Origin of the sequence: Micromonospora sp. C81 (assembly GCF_018070425.1) — a bacterium.
Lineage (GTDB): Bacteria > Actinomycetota > Actinomycetes > Mycobacteriales > Micromonosporaceae > Micromonospora > Micromonospora zamorensis.
On the sequence record NZ_JAGPXS010000001.1, the window covers coordinates 327813 to 353251 of the forward strand.

Here is a 25439-nt window from a genome sequence, read left to right on the forward strand (position 1 = left end):
GCCTGGCCGGTCCGGCGCGCGACGTGATCAACCGCCGAACGGACGAGACGGCCCAGGGGTCGGCGGATGACATGATGTTGCGACAACGGCTGTGGCTACGGAAAAGGGTTGCTGGTGTCCGATGGCGCACGTCGAGGCGAACACGTCCACGGCACCCGGGCGGATCGTGGTGACGCTGACCGGCTGCCCGCGGCCGGAGGGCTGATGCCGGCCGAGCGGCGCGACACCGTGGTCGAGCAGAGCGTCCCCGCCCATGTCACGGACACCATGGCGTACCAGGTGGCGACCGACGTGCGAGCGCTGCGCGCGTTCGTCAGCGCCGGGGCGCTGGCCCGGGGCCTGCCGCCGCATCGGGTGGAGCTGCTGACACTGGCGGTCAGCGAGCTGGCCACCAACACCCTGCAGCACACCACCGGCGGCGGCCGGGTCCTGCTCTGGGCCGAGTCCGGCCAGTTGTTCTGCGACGTCGTCGACCGGGGGCCGGCGCGGGAGTTCGGCCAGGGAATGCCGTCCGCCGACTCGATCCGCGGCCGGGGCTGGCGATCGTGGAGCAGGTGTGCGACGAGGTCGCCGTGCTCACCGGCCCCGGGGAGACCGTCGTACGGATTCGCCTGAGCCTGTGAGCCGGGCGGCGATCCACGCCCGCTCGGGTCGCGTTGCCTGCCACAATGCGGACAGCCCGGGCCGACGGTGACCCCGGGTCGGACCCGACCGGGAGGACGGCACGATGCCGGACAGCGCACGCGAGGCAGAGCTGCTCGATGCCGAGCGCACCCTGCAGGCCGCCCAGAGGGCCGGCGACGTCGACGCTCTCGATCAGCTGCTGGTCGACCAGCTGATCGCCATCGGCCCGGACGGCCGTCCGCACACCAAGCAGGACGACCTGGCCGCGCACCGGGACCGCCGTTCGGTGGTGCAGGAGCTGGTCGAGGAGGAGCTGGACCTGCTCGTCGTGGGGAAGACCGGTGTGACGTTCTTCCTGGGCCGGGTGTCCGGTGTGTTCGAGGGGGCACCGTTCGCCGCTCGCCTGCGTTACACCCGGACCTGGGTCCACGACGACCCGCACGGCTGGCGGGTCCTCGCCGCGCACATCAGCCCGGTCTGACTCAGCTCAGTCCTCGTCCTCGTCGTCGAGCAGGCCCTGCTCGTCGAGGAACGCGAACCACCTGTCGTCCGCCGGGGTCAGGTCGGCGTAGCCCGGGCCGAGCAGGTAGTAGTCCACGAAGGATCCGAGGTCGGGGGCCAGCTCCTCGAACGCGTCGGACATGAACCACTCGGTGCCGTTGGGCGGGAAGTACCAGATCGCTCCCGTGCCACGGTCCATGAAGATCGGCTCGTCGCTGCGGGTGCCCACCACCAGCCAGCCCGCCCGGTCCTCGGGGATGGTGGAGAAGTCCGGCACGTAGTCGAGGTGGTACTGGATTCCGGCGAGGGTCGACGTGGACGCCAGCTCAAGCCGACCCGCCCGCAGGCCGTCGGCCACCAGCAGGAGATCGCGCAGGTCGGCCGGGAGGCTCGCCGGCACGACATCGATGGCGGCGCCCTCGCCGAACTCGGCGTACGCCAGGCTCGCCGGCTGGTCGGCCAGATCGGCTCGCAGCTCCTCGATGAGCTGCCGCAGCTCCGGATGCACTGCACCACCTCTGTTCGGATGAGGTCCTGTCCGGCAAAGCTCCCGGCTGCCCGAAGACCTGCGAGCCGATGTGCGGATTGGTTCTACCACGCGGCAGCTCGCCGGGGCGTCACCTCGCCGAATCCGCCAACCTGGCCGACACCACCTGTCCAAGATCTGATGGTGAGGGCGTCCGGGCCGCTGGCGTCGAGCCCTTTCCTCAGCTGACGACCGCGTCGACCGGGCCGACGCGCAGGGTGCCGTCGTTGAGGGGCGTGCAGCGGATGCCACCGGTGGTGCGCAGCGCCTTCCATGCTCCCGGGCCGACGGTGACGTCCATCCACGCGCAGGGCCGGGCCGCCCGGTTGACCCGCAGGCTGACCGGGCCGTTGCCGGAGTCCAGCACCAGCACCCTGCCGATCAGCTCGTCCACGGCGATCCCGGTGGTGAGGATGTTGCGCCGGACCTCCGCCAGGCCGATGCCGACCGGCAGCGACTCCTGGGCGATGACCGTGACGCTGGCGTCGCGGTGTGCCTGCTGGCCGAAGTACCGGTCGCCGACGATGCCGAGGCCGGCCCGGATCCGGACCACGTCGACCAGCTCACCGGGGGGAGCCGGGGCCGGGCCGTCGGCGGGCCGGCCCAGGAAGCGGTGCACGGGCGAGGCCAGCAACTCGACGATCTCCGGCATGGCTGGAAGTCTACGAAGCGGACCGGGTCGTCCGGGGCAGGTCGACGGATGACCCGGTGGGGACGGCGGCACGTTCGCCCCCGTCCCCACCGCGACACGGCTCAGGCCGGCGTGCCGGTCACGGTCAGGTTCCGTACCCGGCCGACGTTGTCGAACGAGCCGAAGCCCACCCGCCCCGAGCCGAACGTGGTGTCCTTCGCGGTCATCAGCGGGTCCCGGTTTCCGTCGACGTAGACGGCGATCTCACCCGTGGACGGCAGGTGCACCACCCGGACGCGGTGCCAGTCGGCATCGGTGATCGCCGGGTTGGCGCCCCGGGAGCGGCCGTTCCACTGGTGGTCGATGCGCTCCCGGTCGGCGTTGTCGACCTTGAAGATGCCGTTGTGCGGATAGATCGTGTTGTCTGTGGAGAGGTGGGCGTAGTAGAACTCGGTGTCCGAGCGCCAGCCGAAGACGATGATCACGTCGCGGTTGCTGACGTCCACCGGCGTGTCGAGGCGTACCCGGGCGTCGACCTGCACCGACGACCACGCCGGGCCGGCGGTCAGCACGGCGTACTCGAACGGCCGGCGCGGGCCCGGCCGGCTCTCCCCAGCCTCGGCGAGGATGACCTGGTCGCGGGTGAACTGCCACTTCGCCGGGGTCACCGGTGCCCAGTTCGACGCCCCGGCGGTGCGGCGCACTGTGGTGTCGCCGACGTCGCCGCTGGCGAACTCCGTCGTGCCCGTCACCTTCCAGATCTTCCCGTTGGCCTTCGCGACGAGGTAGAGCTCACCGGCGGCGTCGGTGCCGAAGCGCAGGTCCACCCGGTTGGGGTCGCCGGGCGCGCCGGGTCCGGAGAGGTCCCGCATCCGGACCGGACCGCCCGCCGCGTCGAAGAGCGCGAGTTGGTGGATCGGTGCCAGGCCGTGGCCGCGGCGCATCTCGTTCGCCTCGGTGTAGAGCACCCGGCCGTCGACCAGGTCACCGAAGACGTACTTGCCGCGCAGCGCGGGCAGCGTGCGCCCCCGGTAGACGAACCCGCCGGCCACCGCGACACCGACGTCGTCGGTGCAGTTCCAGCCCGGCGCGGGGTCATGGTCGTACGCGGCGACGGGGTAGGTGTAGCCGTACCGGTCGTCGTCGGCGGGCAGCGGGAGCAGCCGGTCGCAGGGGCTGGTGGCGGCCTTGTCGAAGACGAAGGAGCCCTCGCGCTCACTCCAGCCGAAGTTGTCGCCGGCGCGGACCTCGTAGATCGCCTCGACGGCGTGCTCACCGATGTGTCCGAGGTACATCCGGCCGGTCGCCCGGTCCCAGCTGAACCGGTGCGGATCACGGAAACCCACGGCGTAGATCTCGCCGAGCGCGCCGGTCTGGCCGACGAACGGGTTCCGCTGTGGGATGCCGTAGCGCCCGTTGGCGGAGTTGGTGCCCCGGGGGTCGATCCGCAACAGCTTGCCGTGCGGCAGCCCCAGGTTCTGCGGGTCGGTGTTGCGGGCGCCCTGGCCGCCGTCGCCGACGGCGAGGTACAGCAGGCCGTAGTCGCTGTCGTGACGCTTGGCCGTGGGGTTGAAGTTGATCTCCTGGATGCCGTGCACCTGGCCGCCGAAGCCGATGCGCAGCACCTCGCGGTGCGTACCGGCGAAGGTGGCGGCGGTCGGATCGGTCGCCGTCCACTCGGTGATGACCCCGTGGAAGAGCGTGTTGGGCTGGGCGTGGTCGGGTGTGGCGGTCGTCGTGGAGGCCAGCTCGGTGTGGATGGTGTAGAACCGTCCGTTGACGCCGAACTCCGGGTGGAAGGCGACGTAGCCGAAGCCCTGGCCCAGCCCACGACCGGAGAAGAACTGCGGCGCGAACGTCGCCGCCACGTCCAGGTAGACGTGCGGCACGCCGCCCTCGACCAGGTAGAGGTTGCCGTTGAGGTCGGGCACCGCCCGCCGGCCGGAGCCGTCGGGCAACTCCATCACCGTGTTGATCCGCGCGGTCCGCATGAGCCGCGCATCGGTCGGGGCGGGCGTGGGGTACGACTGCGGGAAGCTGGCGTACTCACTGAGGACCAGCCCGATCCGGGACTGGACCGGCATCTCGGGGATCGGGTCGTCAACGGCGTCGGCGGCCCGGGCGGGCGACGCGAGCAGTGTGGACAGGACCAGCACGAGGGCGGTGAGGCCGGCCGTCAGCGCGGGTCGGCGGGCACCTCGGGCGCGGCGGTGGAGGACGAGCACGCGTGTCTCCTTCTCGGTGGGACGGTGCCGAGGGTGGTCAGCGGGCCAGGTGGTGGTACTGCCTCCGCACGTCGCTCGCGGAGACCACGTTGTCGAGGAACATCAGGCCGTCCATGCGGCAGTCGCACGGGTTGCGCTCCAGGGTGTCCTGGGGGAAGCTCCCGCCGATCTTGATGCCGCGCGGGTCGGAGGCGGTGGTGACGTGTGGGCCCGGCCCGGACACCAGCCACGGGTCGTCGGTGCGGGTGTAGAAGCCATCGACCGGCTCGCCGTTGCGGTAGAGGGCGAGGGCGCCGGTGTCGAAGTCGAAGGTGGCGGCGAGGTGCACCCACTCCCCCACGGGCAACAGCTCGCGCCAGTCCTGGTTGGCGGCGAAGGTCTGCGAGTTGCCGCCGTCGAGTCGCCGCCCGAGCGCGACCAGGCGCAGCTCCCCGTCGACGTCGATCAGCTCCAGCAGGGCCCGCACGCCGTGGCCGTCGGAGTCGCCGGTCAGCACCCCGGCCAGCCCGATCGCGTTGTAGCGGTCGGCGGGGTCGGCGGTGGTGGAGTTGGGCAGCGGGCTGTCCATGTTGAGCTTGAACCAGCCCATCACGGTGGTGCCCGCGGTGGCGCTGAAGGCGCGCAGCGTCCGCACCCCGCTGGCCGACCAGGTGCCGGCCTTCCAGTCGTCGTTGCCAGCAACCGCCGGGTCGACCTGCCGGGTCTGCACCGCGTTGCGGCTGCCCCGGTAGGCGCGGTCCGGCACCCGCATCGCGGCACCGCCGTTGATCAGCTCGATCTCGGTGCCGGAGCGGCCCTGGTCGCGTTCCAGCGCCGGATCGCCGGGCACCGGGTGGTCGAAGTCGTACGCGGCGACCAGGTGTGCGCGCAGGGCCGGGTGGACGTCGTGCGAGATGCTCCGATCCGCCTGCGCGGGCGGCGCGGCGGCGCCGGTCAGTGCGCCGATCGCCAGGAGGGAAACGGCCGCTTGGCGGGCCCTGGACATGGCTGTCACCTCGTTTCGCGGCATGACTGATGCCGGTCACGTAAGCGCTTACGTAAGCGCTTACGTACCCTAGGCTCAGATGAATGGCGCTCGCAATAGATCGGGTGACATGGATGTTTCCGGAGGGTTGCGGATGCCCAGGGCCAACCAGCGGCCGCGCCTCGTGGACGTCGCCGAACACGCCGCCGTCTCGCTGGCGACCGCCTCCCGCGCCCTCGCCGGCCGTGAGGGGGTCAGCACCGAGGTGGCCGACCGGATCCGGCAGATCGCCCGTGAGCTGGGCTACGTCGCCAACCCGTACGCCCGCACCCTTGCCGGCGGGGCCAGCTCAACCGTGGGGCTGATCGTCCACCAGGTCGACGACCCGTACTTCGCCGAGATCGCCGCCGGCGTCATCCAGCTCGCCGCCGAGCAGGGGCTGCTGGTGCAGATCTGCCAGTCCGGCCGCGACCCCGGCTACGAGCTGCAACAGCTGCGGCACCTGATCGCCCAGCGGGTCGGCATCGTCCTGATCAGCGGTTCCGGCTACGACGACCCCCGCATGGAGGCCGCCGCCCGCGCCGAGCTGGCCGCCTTCCAGGACCACGGCGGACGGGCCGCCGCCATCGGACGGCACGCGCTCGGCATCGACGCCGTCCTGCCGGACAACGAGGCCGGCGGTCACGCGCTCGCCCAGCACCTGATGGACCTCGGCCATCAACGGATCGCGGTCGCCGCGGGCAGCGCCGGGCTCACCACTGTCGCGGACCGACTGGCCGGCGTGTCGTCGGCCCTGCGGCAGCGCGGGCGGTCCCCGGCCGACCTCGTCGTCGTGCACAGCGACTTCACCCGCGGTGGCGGGCGGGCCGCCGCCGAGCAGATCCTCAACGAGCACCCGGCAACGACGGCGATCATCGCGCTCAACGACGCGATGGCCATGGGTGTGTTGTCGACGTTGCGCTCCCGCCGGGTGCCGGTGCCCGCGCGGATGTCCGTCGTCGGCTTCGACGACGTCTCCGTGGCGGCCGACCTCGCGCCCAGCCTCACCACCATCCGCCTGCCGATGACCGAGATGGGCCGCACGGCGCTCACCCTCGCCCTCAAGCCCCGCTCGACCCGTCCCCGCCGCCGTCCCACCGGGCACCTGCTGGTCGTCCGCGACTCGACCGGGCCCGCGCCGACGACCTGACCGACGACCACGCTGCCCGAAGGGTCAGACGGCTCGGCGGGTCAGACTGCCAGGGCCGCCCGGACGTCCCGTTCCGCAGTGACACCACCGTCCCCCTGCGAGGTGACCCGGCCGGATTCCAGCACCTGGTAGCGGCTCGCCACCCGCAGCGCGAAGCCCAGGTGCTGCTCCACCAGCAGCACGCTGAACCCGGACTGCCGGGTCAGCTCGACGATCCGTTCCTGGATCTCCGCGACCACCGACGGCTGGATGCCCTCGGTCGGCTCGTCGAGCATCAGCAACCTCGGCCGGGTGATCAGCGCACGGGCGATGGCCAATTGCTGGCGCTGACCGCCGGAGAGCAGCCCGGCCCGGCGTCGCAGCAGCGGGCGCAGCGCCGGAAAGAGGTCCAGCACCTCAGCGGTCGCCACCGCGCCGTCGCGCCGACCGTCGGCGACCAGCCGCAGGTTCTCCGCGGCGGTCAGGTGCGGGAAGCACTGTTGACCCTGCGGGACGTACGCCATCCCCCGCGCCACCCGCTCGTGCGGCCCGAGGCGGGTGACGTTCTCGCCGTCCAGCTCGACGGTGCCGGCGCTCGGGCGCAGCAGGCCGGCCGCAACCCGCAGCAATGTGCTCTTGCCAGCGCCGTTGTGCCCGAGGACCGCGGCGACCCCGTCGGGCGGGACCGTGAGGTCGACCCCGTGCAGCACGCGGCTGCGCCCGTACCCGGCGTGCACCCCGCGCAGCGTCAGCATCATGCCTCCAGACCGGTGCGGGCCGACCCGGCGTCGACCGGGTGGCCAAGGTAGACCTCCTGCACACGCGGGTCCGCCTGGACCTGCGCCACCGTTCCCTCGCTGAGCACCCGGCCGGCGTGCAGCACTGTGACGCTGCGCGCGAACCGGCGCAGGAAGTCCATGTCGTGCTCGATCACGACGACTGTGCGGTCCCGGCTCACCGTCTCCAGCAGGACCCCGGTGGCGTCGCGTTCCTCGTGGCTCATGCCGGCGACCGGCTCGTCGAGCAGCAGCAGCCGCGCGTCCTGCACCAGCAGCATCCCGATCTCCAGCCACTGCTTCTGCCCGTGCGCGAGCGTCCCGGCGAGGTGCTCGGCCCGTTCGGCCAGACCGATGGTCTCCAGCGCCGCGGCCACCTCGTCGGGAACGCCGCGACGGCGGCGGGCCAGGGTCGCCCAGCCACGCCGGGCGCCGGCCGCGATGTCGAGGTTCTGCAGTACCGACAGCTCCTCGAAGACCGAGGACGTCTGGAAGGTACGCCCGACGCCCAGCCGGCTGATCCGGTGCACCGGGCGGCCCAGCAGTTCGTCGGCGCCGAAGCGGACCGAGCCGGTGGCCCGGACCAGGCCGGTGATCGCGTCGACCAGCGTGGTCTTGCCGGCGCCGTTCGGCCCGATCAGGAACCGGATGTCACCGGCGGGCACCTCCAGCGAGACGCCGTCGACGGCGGTGAAACCGTCGAAGCTGACCCGCACGTCACGGACGGACAACCCGTCCAGTCGGTCGCCGCTCATGCCGCCGGCACCTCCGTCCGCCCGGCGCGTCGTCGGCCCAGCGACAACCACCCGCGCCGCAGCGGCGGCGCGGCGACGTCGCGGCGGCGGGCCAACGCCCACAGCGACGCCAGGCCGCCGGGAAGGAACGCCACCACGACCACGAAGAGCAACCCCTGGAGGTACGTCCAGGTGCCCGGGAAACGCTCGGAGAGGGCGGTACGCGCCCAGGCCACCGCCACCGCGCCGAGCACCGGCCCGAGCAGCGTGGCCCGACCACCCACCGCGACGCCGATGACAAACTCGATCGACGGGACGATGCCGATCAGCGCGGGCGAGATGATGCCCACCGCGGGCACGAACAGCGCCCCGGCCAGGCCCGCCATCCCGGCCGCGACCACGTACGCGACCAGCTTGACCGAGGCCGGGTCGTAGCCGAGGAACCGGACGCGTTCCTCGCCGTCGCGGACCGCCACCAGCAGCTCGCCGTAGCGGCTGTGGATGAGTTGACGGGTCAGCGCGAGCAGGGCCAGCAGTGTGCCGGCGATGATGAAGTAGACCATCCGCTGGTTGACCGGGTCGTCCAGGTCGTAGCCGAAGAAGCCCTTGATGTCGGTGAGCCCGTTGGTGCCACCCGTGGTGCCCTGCTGGCCGATCAGCAGGATCACCATCGCGGCGGCGAGGGCCTGGCTGAGGATGGCGAAGTACGCGCCGCGCACACGGCGGCGGAACACCAGCGAGCCGAGCCCGAAGGCGACTGCCATCGGCAGCAGCACCGTCGCGGGCAGCGCGAACCACGGGCTGGCGAAGGGCCTCCACCACAGCGGCAGTTCGTCGAGCTGCCCGTACAGCTGCATGAAGTCCGGCATCCCGGCCGGGCCCGCGTCGGCGAGCTTGAGGTGCATGGCCATCGCGTAGCCGCCGAGGCCGAAGAAGACGCCCTGGCCGAGGGTGAGCATGCCGCCCCGGCCCCAGGCGATCCCGATGCCGACCGCGACCATGGCGACGCAGAGGTACTTGGCGAGCAGGGACAGCCGGAAGTCCGACAAGACCAGCGGCGCGACGGCGAACAGCAGCGCCGCGCCGAGTGCGAAGCCGGCCGCCGTCCGCAGTCGCGAGCGGCCCGCGGGCCGGCTCGGCGGTACGGCGCTGACGGGTGCCGGGTCGAGGGCGGTGTCGGGCGGCGCGGGGGTGACGGCTGTCATGCGAGGCTCCTGGTCCGCAGCGTGAACAGACCCTGTGGCCGCCACTGAAGGAACGCGACGATCGCCACGAACACGATCACCTTGGCGACGCTGAGGGTGGTGAGGTATTCCCCGGTGGCCTGGAGCACGCCGAGGGCGAAGGCGACGATCACGCTGCCCTTGAGCTGGCCGATCCCGCCGACCACGACGACCAGGAAGGCGTCGATGATCAGGTTGGTGCCCATGGTCGGGCCGATCGGGCCGAGCAGGGTGAGCGCCACCCCGGCGAGCCCGGCCAGGCCGGAGCCGACGAAGAAGGTGGTCCGGTCGACCCGGGAGGTCGCGATGCCGGACACCGCCGCGAGGTCGCGGTTCTGCACGACCGCGCGGATGCGACGCCCGAGTGGGGTGAGGCGCAGCGCCAGGGTGAGCGCCGCGACGGCGGCCAGCGCCAGGGCCAGGATGAACAGCCGGTTGTTGGCGATGGTCAACCCGCCGGGGAGCGCCACGTTGCCGGTCAGCAGCTCCGGCGCGCGGGTCTGCACGTTCGGGCTGCCGAAGACGTCGCGGGCCAGTTGTTGCAGCATCAGCGACACACCCCAGGTGACCAGCAGGGTGTCCAGTGGTCGGGCGTACAGCCGGCGGATGAGCAGCATCTCCAGCAGCGCGCCCATCGTGCCGGCGACCACGAACGCCACCGGTAGCGCGACGACCAGCGACCAACCGGCCCCGGTGATGCTCTGCTGCAGGACGTAGGTGGTGTACGCCCCGGCCATGATGAACTCACCGTGCGCCATGTTGATCACGTTCATCTGGCCGAAGGTCAGCGCGAGGCCGAGCGCGATGAGCAGCAGCACCGCGCCGATGCTGATGCCGGTGAAGAGTTGACCGAAGAGGACTGTCACGGTGGGTACTCCGAACTGCTGGTCGGGTGGCCCGGGCGGAGCGCGTCGTCGCGCAGCCCGCCCGGGCCGGCGTCGTCAGCTCAGGCCGCTCGCCCACGGATAGGTCTTGAGGTACGGGTCCGGCTGCACCGGCTTGCCGGAGTTCCACACCTCGGTGATCAGACCGTCCGCGCCGATCTTGCCGATCCGGGCGGTCTTGGCGATGTGCTGGGTCTTCCCGTCCACCGTGACCAGGCCCTCTGGCGCGTCGAAGGTGATCCCGTCCGAGGCGGCGCGGACCTTCTCCACGTCGAAGGCGCCGGCCTTCTCGACCATGGCCTTCCAGAGATACACGCCGACGTACGCGGCCTCCATCGGGTCGCTGGTGGGCTTGTCCGCACCGAACTTCGCCTTGTACGCGGCCACGAACTTCGAGTTCGCCGCTCCCGGGGTGGTCTGGTAGTAGTTCCAGGCGGTCAGCTGACCCTCCAGGTACTGGGTGCCGATGCCCTTGACCTCCTCCTCGGCGATCGAGACGGACACCACCGGCATCGCGGCAGCGGTCAGACCGGCGGACTTGTATTCCTTGAAGAAGGCCACGTTGCTGTCGCCGTTGAGTGTGTTGAAGACGGCATCGGCGCCGGACGACTTGACCTTGTTGACGATGGTGCCGAACTCGGTGGATCCGAGTGGGGCGTAATCCTCACCGAGGACCGTCATCCCGTTCGCGGTCGCGTACGCCTTGATGATTTTGTTGGCGGTGCGGGGAAAGACGTAGTCGCTGCCGACCAGATAGACCGACTTCGCACCCTGCGCCTTGAGGTAGTCGAGCCCGGGAACGATCTGCTGGTTGGTGGTCGCACCCGTGTAGAAGATGTAGGGAGACTGTTCGAGGCCTTCGTACTGCACCGGGTAGAACAACAACGCCTTGTTCTTCTCGAACACCGGCTTGACCGCTTTGCGACTGGCCGACGTCCAGCAGCCGAAGACGGCGGCGACCCGGTCCTCGGAGATGAGCTTCTCGGCCTTCTCCGCGAAGGTCGGCCAGTCCGAGGCGCCGTCCTCGCCGACCGGCTGGATCTTCTTGCCGAGGACGCCACCGGCCGCGTTGATCTCCTCGACGGCGAGCATGATGGAGTCGCGGACGGTGACCTCGCTGATCGCCATGGTGCCGGAGAGCGAGTTGAGCAGCCCCACCTTGACGGTGTCGCCGGAGATGTCGGCGGTGACGCCTGTCGCGCCACCCTCGTCGGTGGTCTTGCTGCCGCACGCGGTCATCGCGGCCGCGGCGACCAGGGTCATGGCGCCCGCCAGGATGCGGCGGCCCCGGAATAGTGACATCTACTCTCCCTGCGGTGCACTCAAGTGGCGAAAGGACGGTCGGTGCGGTCCGGTGGAGCTGACGTGGGCGATGCCGAGGTCGACGGGTGGACGCCGCTCAGGGCACCGGTTCGGATATGGGCACCGAAAGCGTCGACCGACGTGATTGCGCTCATGTTTCCCGGCCCTTAATTGGCTGTTTCCGCGCGGTCGATCCGACGCGCACGAAAAACGGCCGGCACCGTTGGGGAGGAAACGGTGCCGGCCGTTCGGAAAGACGCAGATTTGGTGTCACCACAATGGTCGACGGGCAATTCCGTCGATGGTGGGGACACAGTGGTGACATCTGACCCGAGGCCAGATACTTCACGCAGGAAGCATCTTAGGACGGGATCGGGTGGCGCTGTCAAGGGTCCGGGCGGGCCGGCTGGCGGCCCCTGGTCTCAGAGCTGGGCGAGCACGGTGAAGTCGAGCCCGTCGGCCTCGGCCAGATAGATGCGCTGACGGACGTGCCGTTGGCGTAGCAGCAACCGCCCGCGTGGCCCCTGGTAGGCCACCGTGTCAGCGGCCGTCTCGATGGCCCGCACGTCGAGGGTGCGCGCCTGGCCGATCAGCGCGGCGAGCAGCATCACGCCCTCGTAGCAGGACTCCCCGAGGCTGCCCAACGGCGGCGCCTCCACCCCGAAGCGACGGACGAACTCGCCGTGGAAGTCGAGGTTCTCCTGGGTGACCAGCCCGGCGAAGAAGCCCGCCGTGCTGTACAGCCGCCGGGTCGCACCGGCACCGCTGGCGAGCAGCATGTTCTCGTCCATCAGCGTGCTCAGCCGCAGGCACCGCTGATCGAGGCCGGATCGGGCGAACGCCCGGTTGAACCGCACCGCGTCCGCACCGACAAGCAGCATCAGCACCCCGTCGGCGTCACTGTGCTCGATGCGGCGCAGCACCTCGGTGAAGTCGTGCGCGTCCAACGGCAGGAAGTGCAGGCCCACCACCTGCCCACCGCCGCGCAACGCGTACCGCTGGGCCGCCCGCGCGGTACGACGCGGCCACACGTAGTCGTTGCCGACCACGAACCAGCGACGCACCCCCTGCTCTTCGGCGAGCAGCCGCATCGCGGGCCACAGTTGGGCATCCGGCGTCTCGCTGGTCAGGAAGACCCCCTCGGTGCGTTCACCACCCTCGTAGAGTGCGGTGTAGACGTACGGCACCCGGTGCGCGACGCGTGGCGCCAGCGCCTGGCGCACCGACGAGATGTGCCAACCCGTCACCCCCTGCACCGCCCCCACCGACACCAACGCCTCGACCTCGGCGGCCACCTCGGCCGGCGGTGCGCCGCCGTCGACCGGCACCAGCCGCACCTCCCGGCCCAGCACACCACCACATCGGTTGATCTCCTCGACCGCGAGCTGCGCGCACAGCTCGCAGGTGGGGCCGAACATGCCGGCCGGCCCGCGCATCGGGTAGACCAACGCGATGCTGACCACGGCACGGTCGACGGTCAGCCACGGCGGTGCCGGCGCGGACATGAGCACATGATTGCCCGGCCCACGACCGAAGGCCAGGACTCACCACGGACCGGGACACTCGCTACCATGACAGGGCCACCGGACCAGGGAGTTCCATGTCAGACGTGCCCGGGGCGCCAGCCGACCTGCTGCGCTCGCTCACCCGCGCCGAACGGCTGCTCTCTCGCCGGCTGGGCGCTGTCCTGGCCGAGGACGCGCTGAGCATCGAGGCATGGCGGGTGCTCTGCCTGCTCGCCGACGGCCAGGGCCACCCGATGAGCGAGGTGTCCGCCGAGGCGTCGCTGCCTCCCGGCACCCTCACCAAACTGGTCGACCAGCTCGTCGACCGTAACCTCGTCTTCCGCCGGATAGACCCGATGGACCGTCGGCGGATCCGCGCCTACCTCACGGCCCGCGGCCGTCGCGAGCACGATCGCCTCGATGAGCGGGTGCGGGCCAACCTCGCCGAGCTGGGCATGCCACAGGTCGACGATCTGACCGTTCAGCTCGCCGACCTGATCGGTCGTCTCGACCCGGCCCGCCGCCGCGTCGACGCGGTCGGCCCACACCGCTGACGAGGCTCAGTCGACCCTGGTGAGAAGCGGCTTGCCCTTCTCCACGACGTACGTGGCCAGTTCGACGGCGACGCCGTCGCCGACGTTGCGGGCCTGGTGGTGGACGCCGTACGGCACGGTCAGCGCGTCACCGACGTTGCACACCATCGGCGGCTGACCTTCGAGCGTGTACTCCAGAGACCCCTGGAGTACGCAGATGATTTCTTCGCCCGGGTGGAAGTGCTTGAACGGCGGCGAGTCCGGTGTGAACTCCACCCGACTCTGGACGACCTCACGTCCCGGGATGCTGAGGTCGTGCTTCTGGAGATCGACACGCCACAGCCCCGGCGCCGCCTCCACCGCCGTCGGACTGATGCCCTCGGGCCGATCTTTCCCACTCATCACGGCCTCCTGTGAGCCGTCGCGGAACGGCAGTCGCCCCGGTTGGCATGGCCTTCCGAGGATATGGGCCGCAGACCCGTCCCGGGCCGGGATGGGCGAACACGAAAGCCGACGACGTGCCGGGGTCGAGTGGGCGCTCGCGTCACACGGTGAGGCGGGCGCGCAGGGTGTGCGCGTCGGGAGCGGTGGCGGTCCACAGTGTCGCCGGGCCCCCGGCCAACGGCAGTCGGGCGACAGTCCCGTCGACCGCGGCCGGTTCGGCGGGCCGCGACGGGTCGACCACCAGCAGCGAGCCGGTGGCCGGTGCGCCGCCGAGCACCGCGGGGCCGGCCCAGCCGGGTGCGCGCGGCCCCACCGCCAGGGACTGGCGCAGCAGCGGCCGGCCCGCGTAGTCGACCTGCGTGTGCACGACGGCACCGCCCGGCGCCTCGCCGTACCGGCCACAGATCAGCTCGTCGCGCCAGCGCAGGCTCGCCCCGGCGGCCACCGCGACGCGGGACTCGGCGAGGTGCGCGCAGCCGGCCGCCGCGACCAGTTGTTCGGGGAGCCAGTGCAGCGTGGCACCGGCGTGCACCACCGCGGACACCGCCATCCGGGACACCGCGCCTGGCCGTCCCGGCAGGGCGATCGACGCCGCCACTGTGTGCACCCGCACCGCGGCGCCCGGTCCCACTTCGATCTCCAACCGCAGGTCGTCGCCGGCCAGCGGGCCGGCCGCCCCGCCGACGAGGTGCACAGTGGCGACACCACCGTCGGCCGGGGTCTGGCGCAGCAGGAGCGGCGTCTCGCCGTGCAGCTCGACCAGGACCGTGCCACCCCGGCCGTCGGCCCGGGCGACCAGCCGGGCGAGCGCCCGCATCAGACCGGCCCGGCCGGTACGGCGAGCGGGTGCAGGGCCGCGTGGTGGGCCAGCTCGTGCCGGATCCAGTCGGCGACCCGGCTCGCCGTCGGGTCTCCCACGATGGACAGGAAGAGGGTCGGAAGGTCGCCGCGTCGAGCCCGCGCGTCACGGTCCATCACGGCGAGGTCCGCGCCCACCATCGGAGCCAGGTCGGTCTTGTTGATCACGAGGAGGTCGGCGGCGGTGACCCCCGGGCCGCCCTTGCGGGGCACCTTGTCCCCGCCCGCCACGTCGACCACGAAGATCTGCCGGTCGACCAGGCCCCGGCTGAAGGTCGCGGTCAGGTTGTCTCCTCCGCTCTCCACGAGGACCAGGTCCAACGGGCCGACCGCCTCGGCCAGTTCGTCGACGGCGTCCAGATTGGCGCCGATGTCGTCGCGGATCGCGGTGTGCGGGCAGCAGCCGGTCTCCACCGCGCGGATCCGGGCCGGGTCCAGCACCCCGGCCCGCCGCAGGAAGTCGGCGTCCTCGGTGGTGTAGATGTCGTTGGTCACCACGCCGAGCCGCAACTCGTCGGCGAAGGCCCGGCAGAGCGCGGCCACCAGGGCCGTCTTGCCGGAACCGACCGGGCCGCCGATGCCGACCCGCAGAGCACGACCGGCGCGGGCCAGTGGAGGGTGCGGGTCGACCCCCGGCTCGGGATGGGTGTGCGGGACGGTCTCGTCGTGCAACGGGGCGGTCGGTGGTGGCGTGGTCGGGTCGACGGGCGCAGCGCTCGGCACAACAGTCTCAGGACGCAAAGAGACGCACCTCCCAGGTGGCATGGATTTCGGCATGGATGTCGGCGAGTGGAGCGGCGGCGGCCGGCAGCCGCTCCGGTGGGTCGTCGGCGGCGCGGGCCGCGTCGGCAGCCGTGCCGTCGCAGGCGTCGGCCAGGCCGACCAGCAGGGCCTGGACCTGGTACGGGTCGAGGCCGAGCAGGCGTACGCCGGCACTGGCCGCCCCGGTCACCGTCCCGTAGGCGGCGACAGTGGCGGTGTCGAGACGGGACAACCCCGCCGCGGCGCAGAGCAGCCCGAGCACCAGCGGCTGGTGTGCGCCGGCGGGCGTCGTGGGCAGATCGCCGAACGGAGCGTCCGGCCAGATGGCCCGCCCGGCGCGCAGCAGCGCTCGGCCCTGGCGGCGGGAGACGGTTCGCAACGTCGGCGCCGCGGTACGCGCGTCCAGCTCCGCGTCGAGCTGGGCCAGCGTGGTTGCCAGCGTGGCGGTCCCGGCGGATTCGGCCGCGCCGACGGTCCCGGGCACCGCGGCCCGGTGTGCGGCCGCCGCGAACGCCGCACCGACCAGCCCGGCGGTCGCCAACCGTCCGGCCAGGAACGCCTCCAACGAGGCCAGGTCGGTGACCCGGCCGGCGGCGACGGCCGCCTCCAGACCGCCGGAGTGCGCGTGCGCCCCGGCCGGAAAGCGTCCGTCGGCCAGCAGCAACAGCAGGCTCGGCGTGGCCATCAGAACAGGAAGTAGCGCTGGGCCATCGGCAACCGGGTCACCGGGTCCGGCTCGACCACCACACCATCGATCCGCACCGTGAAGGTGTCCGGCTCCACCTCGATGCGCGGCATCGCGTTGTTCTCCGGCAGGTCGGCCTTGCCCCGCGACCGCACGTCGCTCACCGGTACCACCCGGCGTCGCACGTCCAGCCGAAGCCCGGCGTCCAGTGCCGCCGGGGCCACGAACGCCAGGCTGGTGGCGGCCGCCGCGGCACCGTACGCCCCGAACATCGGCCGCGGCAGCATCGGCTGCGGCGTCGGGATCGAGGCGTTCGCGTCACCCATCTGGGCGTACGCGATCATGCCGCCCTTGAGCACCAGGTGCGGTCGTACGCCGAAGAACGCCGGGTCCCAGAGCACCAGGTCGGCGAGCTTGCCGGGTTCGACCGAGCCGACCTCGTGCTCCAGCCCGTTGGCCATCGCCGCGCAGATGGTGTACTTCGCGACGTACCGTCGGGCTCGGTGGTTGTCGGCGTCCCCGTCACCCGGCAGCGCGCCGACCCGCTCCTTCATCACGTGCGCGCTCTGCCAGGTCCGCAGGATCACCTCGCCGACCCGGCCCATCGCCTGCGCGTCGGAGCCGATGATGGAGATCGCGCCGAGGTCGTGCAGCAGATCCTCGGCGGCCATCGTGGACGGTCGGATCCGGCTCTCGGCGAAGGCCAGGTCCTCCGGCACGGACGGGTTGAGGTGGTGGCAGACCATCAACATGTCCAGGTGCTCGGCGAGGGTGTTGGCGGTGTACGGGCGGGTCGGGTTGGTCGACGACGGCAGCACGTTCGGTTCACTGGCCACAGTGATGATGTCCGGTGCGTGCCCGCCGCCAGCACCCTCGGTGTGGTACGAGTGGATCGCCCGTCCGCCGATCGCGCGCAGGGTGTCGGCGACGAACCCGGCCTCGTTGAGCGTGTCGGTGTGGATCGACACCTGGACCCCGGACTGGTCGGCCACCCGCAGGCAGGCGTCGATCGCCGCCGGTGTGGTGCCCCAGTCCTCGTGCAGCTTGAAACCGCCCGCACCGGCGCGCAACTGTTCCCAGAGCGCCTCGCTGGAGACGGTGTTGCCCTTGCCGAGCAGCAACACGTTGACCGGCATGGTGTCCAGCGCCTCGTGCATCCGGGCCAGGTGCCAGCCGTTCGGGGTGACAGTGGTCGCCCGGGTTCCCTCGGCCGGGCCGGTGCCGCCACCCACCAACGTGGTGACGCCGCTGGCCAGGGCCTCGGTGACGATCTGCGGGCAGATGAAGTGCACGTGGGTGTCGACCGCGCCGGCGGTGAGGATCCGCCCGTTGCCGGCGATCACCTCGGTCGACGGGCCGATGACCAGGTCGGGGTGGACGCCGGGCATGGTGTCCGGGTTGCCGGCCCGGCCGAGCGCCACGATGCGCCCGTCGCGCAGCCCCACGTCGGCCTTGACCACTCCCCAGTGGTCGAGCACCACGGCGCCGGTGATGACGGTGTCCAGTGCCCCCTCGGCGCGGGTGGCCCGCGACTGCCCCATCGACTCGCGGATCACCTTCCCGCCGCCGAAGACCGCCTCGTCACCACCGACGCAGTGGTCGGTCTCCACCTCGATGAGCAGGTTGGTGTCGGCCAGCCGGATCCGGTCGCCGGTCGTCGGCCCGTACAGGTCGATGTAGCGGTCCCGCCGCACGGCGCTCACTCCGGTGACCCGTCGGCCGTCGGCGGGTCCAGTGGGCCCGCACACGCGCCACGCAGCCCCGGCACGACGCGCGCGCCGCCGAACGGGACGAGGTCGACGCTGCGGCTGATGCCCGGCTCGAACCGGACCGAGGTGCCCGCCGGCACGGCGAGCCGCTGCCCCCAGGCGACGTCCCGGTCGAACGCCAGGGCCGGGTTGGCCTCGGCGAAGTGGTAGTGCGAGCCCACCTGCACCGGCCGGTCGGCGGTGTTGACCACGAGCAGCGTGGTTACCGGGCGGCCCGCGTTGATCTCGACCGGGCCGGGCGCCGGCAGGATCTCCCCCGGAATCACGGGATCGGGTGGTGCACCGTCACGAGCTTGGTGCCGTCCGGGAACGTCGCCTCCACCTGCACCTCCCTCAGCAGCTCGGGGATGCCGTCCTGGACGTCGTCGCGGCCCAGCACGCTCCGGCCGGCCGACATCAGGTCGACGACGGACCGGCCGTCGCGGGCCCCTTCGAGCAGGAACGCGGTGATCACCGCGACGGCTTCGGGGTAGTTGAGGCGCAGGCCGCGCTCGCGGCGGGCGCGGGCGACATCGGCCGCGACGTGGACGAGCAGGCGGTCCTGCTCATGCGGGCTGAGAAACACGGGCTTCTCCCGGTGGGGTGGGCGTGCCCGGCTCGCCATCGGCCCCGCAGGGGGCCGCACCGGGCAGCAGACACCCGGGGTACGAGCTGGAGTCACACGACCGCCGAGTCCCCGCCGACGGGGCGACCCGGGACTCCACCATCCCGGCCCGCGTGACGGGCAACCGGCAGTGTCTCGGTCGGATGCGGACCGCACCGCCCACCGCTGAGCCGACCGTAGAGGATCACCACCGGCCGGGGCAACAGTCGATCCGGGTTCGCGCCGGCCCACTTCTGGGTGCCGGTGCTCATTCCCCTCGCGTACGACCCCAGGGCATGATCGCCGGATGACGGCGACAAGGGGTACGCGCGCACTGCTCGGTGTTCTGTTCCTGGCGGCGGCCACGGTCGGGACGTGGCTGCTCTGGCTGGGCTGGGACACCGACTACACGGTCGATGCGGAGACCGGCGCGAGCAGCGGCCCGTACGAGGCGTGGCAGGTGGTCGGCTGTGTGCTGACGCTCGTCCTGCTGGCCGCGCTCGCCGCCACGCGACTCAGCCCGTGGCTGGTGGCGACGGTGATGACTGTCGCCTTCACGGCGGCCTGGGGGTGGCAGGCCGCCTCCACCGACGACACCGGCCTGTGGGCCGTCGGGGCGGTGCTGGTGCTGGTCGGGATGGCGGCCGGCAGCACGGCCGTGAGTCTCGTCGCGCGGCGGGTCGGCCGACGCGTCGCCGGCCGACCCAGCTAGCCGCCGCCCCGTCGCCGGCCGGGGCCCGCCCGCTCAGCGGGTCGCGAGGGGTGCCGCCGCTGGCCGGGGCCCGCCCGCTCAGCGGGCCGCGACGGGTGCCGCCGCCGGCCGGGGCACCCCGGCGAAGGGGATGTCGACGTTGTCCGTCGGCCCGGGCTGGCCGTCGGGGTGCCGCCACAGGCCACTGTCGCGCAGGATCGGCAGCACGCCCTCGCCGAACCAGTACGCCTCCTCCAGGTGCGGGTAGCCGGAGAGGATGAACTCGTCGATGCCGAGCGCGTGGTACTCGGCGATCCGGTCGGCGACCTCGCGGTGACTGCCGACCAGCGCGGTGCCGGCCCCGCCCCGGACCAGCCCGACGCCGGCCCACAGGTTGGGCGAGACCTCCAGGCTGTCGCGGGAACCGCCGTGCAGGTCGAGCATCCGGCGCTGCCCCTCGGACTCACTGCGGCGCAGCCCGTCCTGCACCGCCCGGATGTCGGCCTCGTCGACGCCGTTGAGCAGGCGGCGCGCCTGCGCCCACGCCTCATCAGAGGTGTCCCGGGCGATGACGTGCAGCCGGATGCCGAACCGCAGTTCGCGCCCGGCGTCGGCGGCCAGCGCCCGGACCCGGGTCAGCTTGTCGGCGACCTGGGCCGGCGGCTCGCCCCAGGTGAGGTAGACGTCGCTGTGCCGCACCGCCACGGGTAGGGCCGCTGCGGACGAGCCACCGAAGTAGACCGGCGGGACCGGGTCGGGCAGCCGGTGCAGCCGCGCCTGCTCGACGCGCAGGTGGGTGCCGGTGTGGTCGACCGTCTCACCCCGCCACAGCGCGCGCACCACGTGCAGGAACTCGTCGGCCCTCGCGTACCGGGCGTCCTTGTCCAGGAAGTCGCCGTACGCCCGCTGCTCCTGCGACTCGCCCCCGGTGACCACGTTGAGCAGCAGTCGGCCCCGGGACAGCCGCTGGAAGGTCGAGGCCATCTGGGCGGCCAGTGTCGGAGCCAGCAGCCCGGGTCGGAACGCGACCAGGAACTTGAGTCGCTCGGTCACCTCGGTGAGCATTGCGGTGCTCAGCCAGGCGTCCTCGCACCAGGCACCCGTCGGGGTGAGGGCGCCGACGAAGCCGAGCTGCTCGGCGGTGCGGGCGATCTGCCCGAGGTACGCGACGGTGGCCGGGCGGGCGCCTCCGGCAGCGCCGGTCGGTACGCCGTGGCCGCCCCCGACGATGTCCCGGCTGTCGCCGTTGGTGGGCAGGAACCAGTGGAAGGTGAGGGTCATCGCGGCTCTTTCCTCCAGTGCGCGGCGGGTGCGGGTACGGGTGCGCGCACCGCAGGCGGGCACCTCCTGAGGGGTGGGACGATCCCGCCGACAGCCTACCCATAAAACCTATCGGGTTAGTAGGCTACCGGCCACGGCGCCGACACCTGTCGATGCGTCCCGACCCGCATGCCCGACCCGAGGAGCCGCCATGCCCACCCCGCCGACGAGCCGTCCCCCGCATCGCCGCCTCCTGACGGCCGCCCTCACCACAGTGGCGCTGCTCGCCACGGCCGCGGTGAGCGCGTGCGGCGGGTCCGCCGATGCCGGCGGCACCGCCAGCAAACTCCGGATCGGCTACCAGCGCTTCGGCGGGCTGAGCCTGGTCAAGGCGCGCGGCGCGGCGCCGGATGTGGAGTGGTCGCTGTTCGAGAGCGGTCCGGCGCTCACCGAGGCGCTCAAGGCCGGCTCCATCGACATCGGACAGGTCGGCGAGGCACCACCCGTCTTCGCCGCGGCCGGGAAGATCCCGTTCTCCATCATCGGCACCTCGGCGCCGATCCCGCAGGGCGAGGCCGTGCTCGTCAAGGCCGATCGCGGTTACCGCACCTTCGCCGACCTCAAGGGAAAGACGGTGGCCCTGAACAAGGGGTCGAACGTGCACTGGCTGCTCGTCCAGCTGCTCAAGGCCAACAACATGACCCTGAAGGACATCCAGGTCAAGTACCTCAAGCCCGCGGAGGGGCGGCCCGCGTTCGACGGTGGCCAGGTCGACGCCTGGGTCATCTGGGACCCGTACTTCGCGCTGGCCGAGCAGCCGGGGGTCCAGGTGCTCGCCGACGCGACCGGGCTGGCCAGCAACCGCGAGTACGTCCTGGCCGCCCCGGACGCCGTCACGAAGCAGCCGGACGAGATCCGGGCCTTCCTCCAGCGCTACCGCGAGGTGACCGACTGGGGCATCGCCCACCCCGAGGAGCGGGCCAGCACGCTCGCGCCGGAGCTGAAGATCCCGCAGGACGTCACCGGTCGGGCCCTGGCCCGCAGCGCCAGACCCCTCGCCCCCGTCACCCCGGCCATCGGCGACGAACTTCAGGCGATCACCGACAGCTTCATCGCCCTGGATCTCATCCCGGGCCCGGTCGACATCCGGTCCCGGGTCGACAGCCGGTTCAGCGCGGTGTTCCAGTGAGCCGTACGACGCTGGCCGAGGCGCCCGCCGAGATCGCGGCGGCGCCGCCGGTCGCGCCCCGACGTCTTCGGCCGACACGACGGTGGTGGCGGTTGGCCAGCCCGGTGGCACTGGTCCTGGGCTGGGAGCTGGCCTCGCGGACCGGCCTGCTGGCACCGGAGAAGCTGCCCGCGCCGAGTGACGTCCTGGCCACCGGCTGGCGGCTGGGCCGGGACGGAACGCTCGGCGTCCATCTGCTGGACTCCCTCACCCGGGCCGGGGCGGGGCTGTTGATCGGCGGCGTCCTGGCCCTTGCCCTGGGCACCCTGGCCGGGCTGCTGCGGCTCGGTGACGACCTGGTCGACCCGCCGGTGCAGATGGCCCGGATGCTGCCGCACCTCGGGCTGGTCCCGTTGCTGATCATCTGGGTCGGCATCGGTGAGTCACTCAAGATCAGCCTGGTGGCTCTGGGCGCCTTCTTCCCCATCTACTTCAACACCTACGCCGGCATCCGGGACATCGACGAGCGGCTGGTGGAGGCGGCGCGCACCTGCGGTCTGGGGCAAGCCGCCCGACTGCGGCACGTGGTGCTGCCCGGCGCGCTGCCGGCCCTGTTCCTCGGGCTGCGCCTGGCGATCGGGGCGGCCTGGCTCAGCCTGGTCGTCGGCGAGCAGGTCAACGCCCAGACGGGGATCGGTTTTCTGATGATGGAGGCACGGGAGTTCAGCCAGACCGACGTGGTGGTGCTGGGGCTGCTCGTCTACGCACTGCTCGGGCTGATATCCGACAGTGCGTTGCGCGTCCTGGAGAGGAGGATGTTGACATGGCGTCGCGGACTGCGGGCCACCTGAACGACACCGCGCCGGTGCTGACCGCCCACGCGGTGCGCCGGGCGTTCGGGCCGACGGTCGTGCTGGCCGGGGTCGACCTCGCCATCGCACGCGGCGAGGTGGTGGCCCTGCTGGGCGGCAGCGGTTCCGGCAAGAGCACGCTCCTGCGGATTCTCGCCGGGCTCGACGGTGAGGCCAGTGGCACGAGCGTCGTGCACGGCACCGCCGCCGTGGTCTTCCAGGAACACCGGCTGCTGCCCTGGAAGCGGGTGGCGGACAACGTCGGGCTCGGCCTGTCCGGGCCGGACGCCCACGAGCGGATCCGGCGGGCGCTGGCCGAGGTCGGGCTCGCCGATCGGCACCGCGCCTGGCCGGCGGAGCTGTCCGGCGGGCAGGCGCAACGGGTGGCCGTCGCACGAGCACTGGTCCGCGAACCGGACGTGCTGCTGCTCGACGAGCCGTTCGGCGCCCTCGACGCGCTGACCCGCCTGCGGATGCAGATCCTGCTGCGCCGGCTGCGCGCCGAGCACGGCTTCGCGGCCCTGCTGGTCACCCACGACGTGGAGGAGGCGCTGTTGCTCGCCGACCGGATCCTGCTGCTCGACGAGGGCCGCATCGCCGCGCAGCTGCCCGTCGACCTGGCCCCCACCCGTACGCCCGACGACCCGGCCTTCGGCGCGCTGCGCCGCCACCTGCTCGACCGACTCGGCGTTCCCACCACCTGACGAGCGGAGCTGTGATGACCCGCTGGACCCCCGACCCCACGTTCTATCCCTCGCCTCGGGAGGCGGTGACCGCACCGGCCGAGAAGCTCGCCTACGTGGCCGCCTTCGACCGTACGGCCAGCCGCCCGGACGCCATCGTGGTGCTGGACACCGACCCGGACTCCCCCGACTACGGCCGGGTCGTGGGTTGGACCGACCTGCCCTACGTCGGCGACGAGCTGCACCACTTCGGCTGGAACGCGTGCAGCAGCGCGCTCTGTCCGACCGCCCCGCACCCGCACGTCGAGCGGCGCTACCTGATCGTTCCCGGCCTGCGGTCGTCGCGGATCCACGTGGTCGACACCCAACCCGACCCGCGTCAGCCGCAGGTGGTCAAGGTGATCGGCCCGGAGGAGCTGGCGAAGCGCGCCGGCTACTCGCGCCCGCACACAGTGCACTGTGGGCCGGACGGCATCTACCTCTCCGCTCTCGGGGGCGCGGACGGCGCGGAGGGTCCGGGAGGCATCGCCATCCTCGACCACACCACGTTCGAGGTACGCGGGGCGTGGGAGGCCGACCGGGGTCCACAGTTCCTGGCGTACGACCTGTGGTGGCACCTCACCCAGGACGTGCTGGTCACCAGCGAGTGGGGCACTCCGTCGATGATCGAGGACGGCATCATCGGCGAGTTGCTGCTGGGTCGACGCTACGGCCACGCCATCCACTTCTGGGACCTCGCGAAACGTCGGCACGTCCAGCGGGTCGACCTGGGCGATCAATATCAGATGCCGCTGGAGCTGCGCCCGGCGCACGACCCGTCGAAGTCGTACGGGTTCGTCGGGGTGGTGATCAGTGTCGAGGACCTCTCCGCCTCGGTCTGGCTGTGGCACCGCGACGGCGACGCCTGGGCGGTCACCAAGGTGATCGACATTCCGGCCGAGCCGGCGGACCCGGCGGATCTGCCCGACCTGCTCAAGCCGTTCGGGGCGGTGCCGCCACTGGTGACCGACATCGACCTGTCCGTCGACGACCGGTTCCTCTACGTCTCCTGCTGGGGCACCGGAGAGCTGCGCCAGTACGACGTCAGCGACCCGCTGCGTCCCGTACTGACCGGCTCCGTGCATCTCGGTGGGATCGTGCGTCGCACAGCGCACCCGTCCGCGCCGGACGAGGCCCTCGCCGGCGGCCCGCAGATGGTGGAGGTGAGCCGGGACGGGCGGCGGGTCTACGTCAGCAACTCGCTCTACGGCGCGTGGGACGACCAGTTCTACCCCGACGGGGTGGGTGCCTGGCTGGCCAAGCTCGACGTGGACGTCGAGGCCGGTGGGCTCACCCCGGACGAGCGGTTCTTTCCGCACGGGGATGAGTTCCGGGGCCTGCGGGTGCACCAGACCCGGTTGCAGGGCGGGGACGCGTCCTCCGACTCGTACTGCTTTCCGTGAGCGTCTCCACACTGGCGACGCTTGCCGCGCTCGGCGCGTTCCATGGTCTGAACCCGGCGATGGGTTGGCTGTTCGCGGTGGCCCGGGGCCTGCAGGAGCGCAGCCGGACGGCGTTGCTGCGCGCCCTGTCGCCGATCGCGGCCGGGCACCTCGCCTCGGTGGGGATCGTCGCGGCACTGGTCACCGCGACCCGTTCGGTGACGGCGAGCACCGCCCTCGCGGTGGTCGGCGGCGTGCTGCTGGTCGCGTTCGGTTTGTGGCGACTGCTCTCCGAGAGGCACTTCCGCTGGGCGGGGATGCGGCTGTCCGCGGCGCAGCTCGCCGGCTGGTCGTTCCTCATGTCGTCGGCCCACGGCGCGGGGCTGATGCTGTTGCCGGTGCTGGTGGCCGAGCCGGTGCCCGGGGGCCACTCCGGGCACCTGGCCAGCGCGCCGGTGGGTGCCCTGTCCGGGCTCGCCGCCGCCGGCGTGCACACAGTGGCGATGCTCGGCACCGCGCTGGCCATCGCGATTCTGGTCTACCAGGTGCTCGGGGTCGGTGTGCTGCGTCGGGCCTGGTTCAACGTCGACCGGCTCTGGGCCGGGGTGCTGGTCGCCGCCGGATTGGTCACGTTGCTCCGGGCGTGAACCGACCATCGTGGACGGAGC

The 25439-nt window shown here is 72.0% G+C and carries 28 protein-coding genes; 10 read left to right on the plus strand and 18 right to left on the minus strand.

The features are described 5' to 3' along the window. Positions 1 to 114 precede the first annotated feature (114 nt). Together KBX46_RS01570 and KBX46_RS01575 are read left to right on the plus strand one after the other, a co-directional pair. Positions 115 to 615, plus strand: coding sequence for an ATP-binding protein (locus KBX46_RS01570; protein WP_247666784.1), 501 nt, complete (start codon positions 115 to 117; stop codon positions 613 to 615). Between the two features lie 112 nt (positions 616 to 727). Next, positions 728 to 1105 (plus strand): nuclear transport factor 2 family protein, encoded by a 378-nt coding sequence (locus KBX46_RS01575; RefSeq protein WP_088948564.1) that lies wholly within the window; start codon positions 728 to 730, stop codon positions 1103 to 1105. Between the two features lie 6 nt (positions 1106 to 1111). Here the strand turns inward: KBX46_RS01575 and KBX46_RS01580 are convergent, their stop codons facing one another. The 4 genes from KBX46_RS01580 to KBX46_RS01595 form a co-directional block, all read right to left on the minus strand. Further along, entirely contained in the window at positions 1112 to 1633 is a 522-nt protein-coding gene (locus tag KBX46_RS01580; RefSeq protein ID WP_141909738.1) for an SUKH-4 family immunity protein, read from the minus strand. Between the two features lie 199 nt (positions 1634 to 1832). Continuing rightward, positions 1833 to 2303, minus strand: coding sequence for a molybdenum cofactor biosysynthesis protein (locus KBX46_RS01585; RefSeq protein ID WP_210789989.1), 471 nt, complete (start codon positions 2301 to 2303; stop codon positions 1833 to 1835). 101 nt (positions 2304 to 2404) lie between these two features. Further along, positions 2405 to 4507, minus strand: coding sequence for a PQQ-dependent sugar dehydrogenase (locus KBX46_RS01590; protein ID WP_308159331.1), 2103 nt, complete (start codon positions 4505 to 4507; stop codon positions 2405 to 2407). Positions 4508 to 4544: 37 nt separating this feature from the next. Next, a complete protein-coding gene (locus KBX46_RS01595) occupies positions 4545 to 5492 on the minus strand; it encodes a LamG-like jellyroll fold domain-containing protein (protein ID WP_210789991.1) in 948 nt (315 codons plus the stop codon). A gap of 109 nt (positions 5493 to 5601) precedes the next feature. On the opposite strand from KBX46_RS01595, the gene KBX46_RS01600 reads away from it, so the two are divergent. Continuing rightward, entirely contained in the window at positions 5602 to 6660 is a 1059-nt protein-coding gene (locus KBX46_RS01600) for a LacI family DNA-binding transcriptional regulator (protein WP_231927422.1), read from the plus strand. 41 nt (positions 6661 to 6701) lie between these two features. Here the strand turns inward: KBX46_RS01600 and urtE are convergent, their stop codons facing one another. The 6 genes from urtE to KBX46_RS01630 form a co-directional block, all read right to left on the minus strand. Further along, a complete protein-coding gene (gene urtE / locus KBX46_RS01605; protein WP_088948569.1) occupies positions 6702 to 7394 on the minus strand; it encodes an urea ABC transporter ATP-binding subunit UrtE in 693 nt (230 codons plus the stop codon). Further along, positions 7394 to 8170 (minus strand): urea ABC transporter ATP-binding protein UrtD, encoded by a 777-nt coding sequence (gene urtD, locus KBX46_RS01610; RefSeq protein ID WP_088948570.1) that lies wholly within the window; start codon positions 8168 to 8170, stop codon positions 7394 to 7396. The genes urtE and urtD overlap by 1 nt, the downstream gene beginning before the upstream one ends. After that, complete coding sequence (gene urtC, locus KBX46_RS01615; protein ID WP_210789994.1) at positions 8167 to 9354, minus strand: urea ABC transporter permease subunit UrtC; 1188 nt, start codon at positions 9352 to 9354, stop codon at positions 8167 to 8169. The genes urtD and urtC overlap by 4 nt, the downstream gene beginning before the upstream one ends. Beyond that, a complete protein-coding gene (gene urtB / locus KBX46_RS01620) occupies positions 9351 to 10238 on the minus strand; it encodes an urea ABC transporter permease subunit UrtB (protein ID WP_088948572.1) in 888 nt (295 codons plus the stop codon). Before urtB ends, urtC begins: the two co-directional genes overlap by 4 nt. Positions 10239 to 10313: 75 nt before the next feature. Next, entirely contained in the window at positions 10314 to 11558 is a 1245-nt protein-coding gene (gene urtA, locus KBX46_RS01625) for an urea ABC transporter substrate-binding protein (protein ID WP_088948573.1), read from the minus strand. A gap of 422 nt (positions 11559 to 11980) precedes the next feature. After that, a complete protein-coding gene (locus KBX46_RS01630; protein WP_088948574.1) occupies positions 11981 to 13063 on the minus strand; it encodes a substrate-binding domain-containing protein in 1083 nt (360 codons plus the stop codon). Positions 13064 to 13158: 95 nt separating this feature from the next. Here KBX46_RS01630 and KBX46_RS01635 point away from each other — a divergent pair, with 95 nt between their 5' ends. Beyond that, positions 13159 to 13617 carry a MarR family winged helix-turn-helix transcriptional regulator gene (locus tag KBX46_RS01635; RefSeq protein ID WP_210789997.1) on the plus strand — a complete coding sequence of 153 codons (459 nt, stop codon included), beginning with the start codon at positions 13159 to 13161 and terminating at the stop codon, positions 13615 to 13617. A gap of 6 nt (positions 13618 to 13623) precedes the next feature. Here KBX46_RS01635 and KBX46_RS01640 read toward each other — a convergent pair whose 3' ends face one another. The 7 genes from KBX46_RS01640 to KBX46_RS01670 form a co-directional block, all read right to left on the minus strand. Beyond that, positions 13624 to 13998, minus strand: coding sequence for a cupin domain-containing protein (locus KBX46_RS01640; protein WP_210790000.1), 375 nt, complete (start codon positions 13996 to 13998; stop codon positions 13624 to 13626). Positions 13999 to 14140: 142 nt separating this feature from the next. Continuing rightward, positions 14141 to 14857, minus strand: coding sequence for an urease accessory protein UreD (locus KBX46_RS01645; protein WP_210790003.1), 717 nt, complete (start codon positions 14855 to 14857; stop codon positions 14141 to 14143). Next, positions 14857 to 15639, minus strand: coding sequence for an urease accessory protein UreG (gene ureG, locus KBX46_RS01650; protein WP_374223651.1), 783 nt, complete (start codon positions 15637 to 15639; stop codon positions 14857 to 14859). The genes KBX46_RS01645 and ureG overlap by 1 nt, the downstream gene beginning before the upstream one ends. Next, positions 15629 to 16345, minus strand: coding sequence for an urease accessory protein UreF (locus KBX46_RS01655; protein WP_210790006.1), 717 nt, complete (start codon positions 16343 to 16345; stop codon positions 15629 to 15631). Before KBX46_RS01655 ends, ureG begins: the two co-directional genes overlap by 11 nt. Next, a complete protein-coding gene (locus KBX46_RS01660; protein WP_210790013.1) occupies positions 16345 to 18048 on the minus strand; it encodes an urease subunit alpha in 1704 nt (567 codons plus the stop codon). Before KBX46_RS01660 ends, KBX46_RS01655 begins: the two co-directional genes overlap by 1 nt. After that, complete coding sequence (locus KBX46_RS01665; protein WP_210790020.1) at positions 18045 to 18380, minus strand: urease subunit beta; 336 nt, start codon at positions 18378 to 18380, stop codon at positions 18045 to 18047. The genes KBX46_RS01660 and KBX46_RS01665 overlap by 4 nt, the downstream gene beginning before the upstream one ends. After that, positions 18377 to 18679, minus strand: a complete 303-nt coding sequence (locus KBX46_RS01670; RefSeq protein ID WP_088948581.1) for an urease subunit gamma — start codon at positions 18677 to 18679, stop codon at positions 18377 to 18379. The genes KBX46_RS01665 and KBX46_RS01670 overlap by 4 nt, the downstream gene beginning before the upstream one ends. Before the next feature lie 325 nt (positions 18680 to 19004). Between KBX46_RS01670 and KBX46_RS01675 the strand changes: the two genes are divergently transcribed. Beyond that, complete coding sequence (locus KBX46_RS01675; RefSeq protein ID WP_210790021.1) at positions 19005 to 19409, plus strand: hypothetical protein; 405 nt, start codon at positions 19005 to 19007, stop codon at positions 19407 to 19409. A 78-nt stretch (positions 19410 to 19487) separates the two neighbouring features. On the opposite strand, the gene KBX46_RS01680 is transcribed toward KBX46_RS01675, so the two are convergent. Beyond that, entirely contained in the window at positions 19488 to 20669 is a 1182-nt protein-coding gene (locus KBX46_RS01680) for an LLM class flavin-dependent oxidoreductase (protein ID WP_210790023.1), read from the minus strand. Positions 20670 to 20859: 190 nt separating this feature from the next. Between KBX46_RS01680 and KBX46_RS01685 the strand changes: the two genes are divergently transcribed. From KBX46_RS01685 to KBX46_RS01705, 5 genes are read left to right on the plus strand one after another with little or no spacing between them, the layout of a single operon-like run. Next, positions 20860 to 21837 (plus strand): aliphatic sulfonate ABC transporter substrate-binding protein, encoded by a 978-nt coding sequence (locus tag KBX46_RS01685; RefSeq protein WP_210790026.1) that lies wholly within the window; start codon positions 20860 to 20862, stop codon positions 21835 to 21837. Beyond that, positions 21834 to 22667: an ABC transporter permease gene (locus KBX46_RS01690; RefSeq protein WP_210790029.1), complete on the plus strand. Its 834-nt coding sequence runs from the start codon at positions 21834 to 21836 to the stop codon at positions 22665 to 22667. Before KBX46_RS01685 ends, KBX46_RS01690 begins: the two co-directional genes overlap by 4 nt. Next, positions 22640 to 23371 carry an ABC transporter ATP-binding protein gene (locus KBX46_RS01695; RefSeq protein WP_210790032.1) on the plus strand — a complete coding sequence of 244 codons (732 nt, stop codon included), beginning with the start codon at positions 22640 to 22642 and terminating at the stop codon, positions 23369 to 23371. Before KBX46_RS01690 ends, KBX46_RS01695 begins: the two co-directional genes overlap by 28 nt. A 14-nt stretch (positions 23372 to 23385) precedes the next feature. Further along, entirely contained in the window at positions 23386 to 24792 is a 1407-nt protein-coding gene (locus tag KBX46_RS01700) for a selenium-binding family protein (protein WP_210790034.1), read from the plus strand. After that, the gene (locus tag KBX46_RS01705; RefSeq protein WP_210790036.1) at positions 24789 to 25418 is read left to right on the plus strand and encodes a hypothetical protein; all 630 of its coding nucleotides are present in this window, start codon (positions 24789 to 24791) and stop codon (positions 25416 to 25418) included. The genes KBX46_RS01700 and KBX46_RS01705 overlap by 4 nt, the downstream gene beginning before the upstream one ends. Positions 25419 to 25439 lie beyond the last annotated feature (21 nt).

Bases quoted from the DNA above. Each gene is read 5' to 3' on its own strand.
- urtE (WP_088948569.1), bottom strand. From the start codon at position 7,394: ATGCTGACGCTGCGCGGGGTGCACGCCGGGTACGGGCGCAGCCGCGTG.
- KBX46_RS01600 (WP_231927422.1), top strand. From the start codon at position 5,602: ATGGATGTTTCCGGAGGGTTGCGGATGCCCAGGGCCAACCAGCGGCCG.
- KBX46_RS01695 (WP_210790032.1), top strand. From the start codon at position 22,640: ATGGCGTCGCGGACTGCGGGCCACCTGAACGACACCGCGCCGGTGCTG.
- KBX46_RS01630 (WP_088948574.1), bottom strand. From the start codon at position 13,063: ATGTCCGCGCCGGCACCGCCGTGGCTGACCGTCGACCGTGCCGTGGTC.
- KBX46_RS01595 (WP_210789991.1), bottom strand. From the start codon at position 5,492: ATGTCCAGGGCCCGCCAAGCGGCCGTTTCCCTCCTGGCGATCGGCGCA.
- KBX46_RS01645 (WP_210790003.1), bottom strand. From the start codon at position 14,857: ATGCGGGCGCTCGCCCGGCTGGTCGCCCGGGCCGACGGCCGGGGTGGC.
- KBX46_RS01680 (WP_210790023.1), bottom strand. From the start codon at position 20,669: ATGACCCTCACCTTCCACTGGTTCCTGCCCACCAACGGCGACAGCCGG.
- KBX46_RS01700 (WP_210790034.1), top strand. From the start codon at position 23,386: ATGACCCGCTGGACCCCCGACCCCACGTTCTATCCCTCGCCTCGGGAG.
- KBX46_RS01575 (WP_088948564.1), top strand. From the start codon at position 728: ATGCCGGACAGCGCACGCGAGGCAGAGCTGCTCGATGCCGAGCGCACC.
- KBX46_RS01655 (WP_210790006.1), bottom strand. From the start codon at position 16,345: ATGGCCACGCCGAGCCTGCTGTTGCTGCTGGCCGACGGACGCTTTCCG.
- KBX46_RS01675 (WP_210790021.1), top strand. From the start codon at position 19,005: ATGACGGCGACAAGGGGTACGCGCGCACTGCTCGGTGTTCTGTTCCTG.
- KBX46_RS01585 (WP_210789989.1), bottom strand. From the start codon at position 2,303: ATGCCGGAGATCGTCGAGTTGCTGGCCTCGCCCGTGCACCGCTTCCTG.
- KBX46_RS01640 (WP_210790000.1), bottom strand. From the start codon at position 13,998: ATGAGTGGGAAAGATCGGCCCGAGGGCATCAGTCCGACGGCGGTGGAG.
- urtD (WP_088948570.1), bottom strand. From the start codon at position 8,170: ATGAGCGGCGACCGACTGGACGGGTTGTCCGTCCGTGACGTGCGGGTC.
- KBX46_RS01635 (WP_210789997.1), top strand. From the start codon at position 13,159: ATGTCAGACGTGCCCGGGGCGCCAGCCGACCTGCTGCGCTCGCTCACC.
- urtC (WP_210789994.1), bottom strand. From the start codon at position 9,354: ATGACAGCCGTCACCCCCGCGCCGCCCGACACCGCCCTCGACCCGGCA.
- KBX46_RS01685 (WP_210790026.1), top strand. From the start codon at position 20,860: ATGCCCACCCCGCCGACGAGCCGTCCCCCGCATCGCCGCCTCCTGACG.
- urtA (WP_088948573.1), bottom strand. From the start codon at position 11,558: ATGTCACTATTCCGGGGCCGCCGCATCCTGGCGGGCGCCATGACCCTG.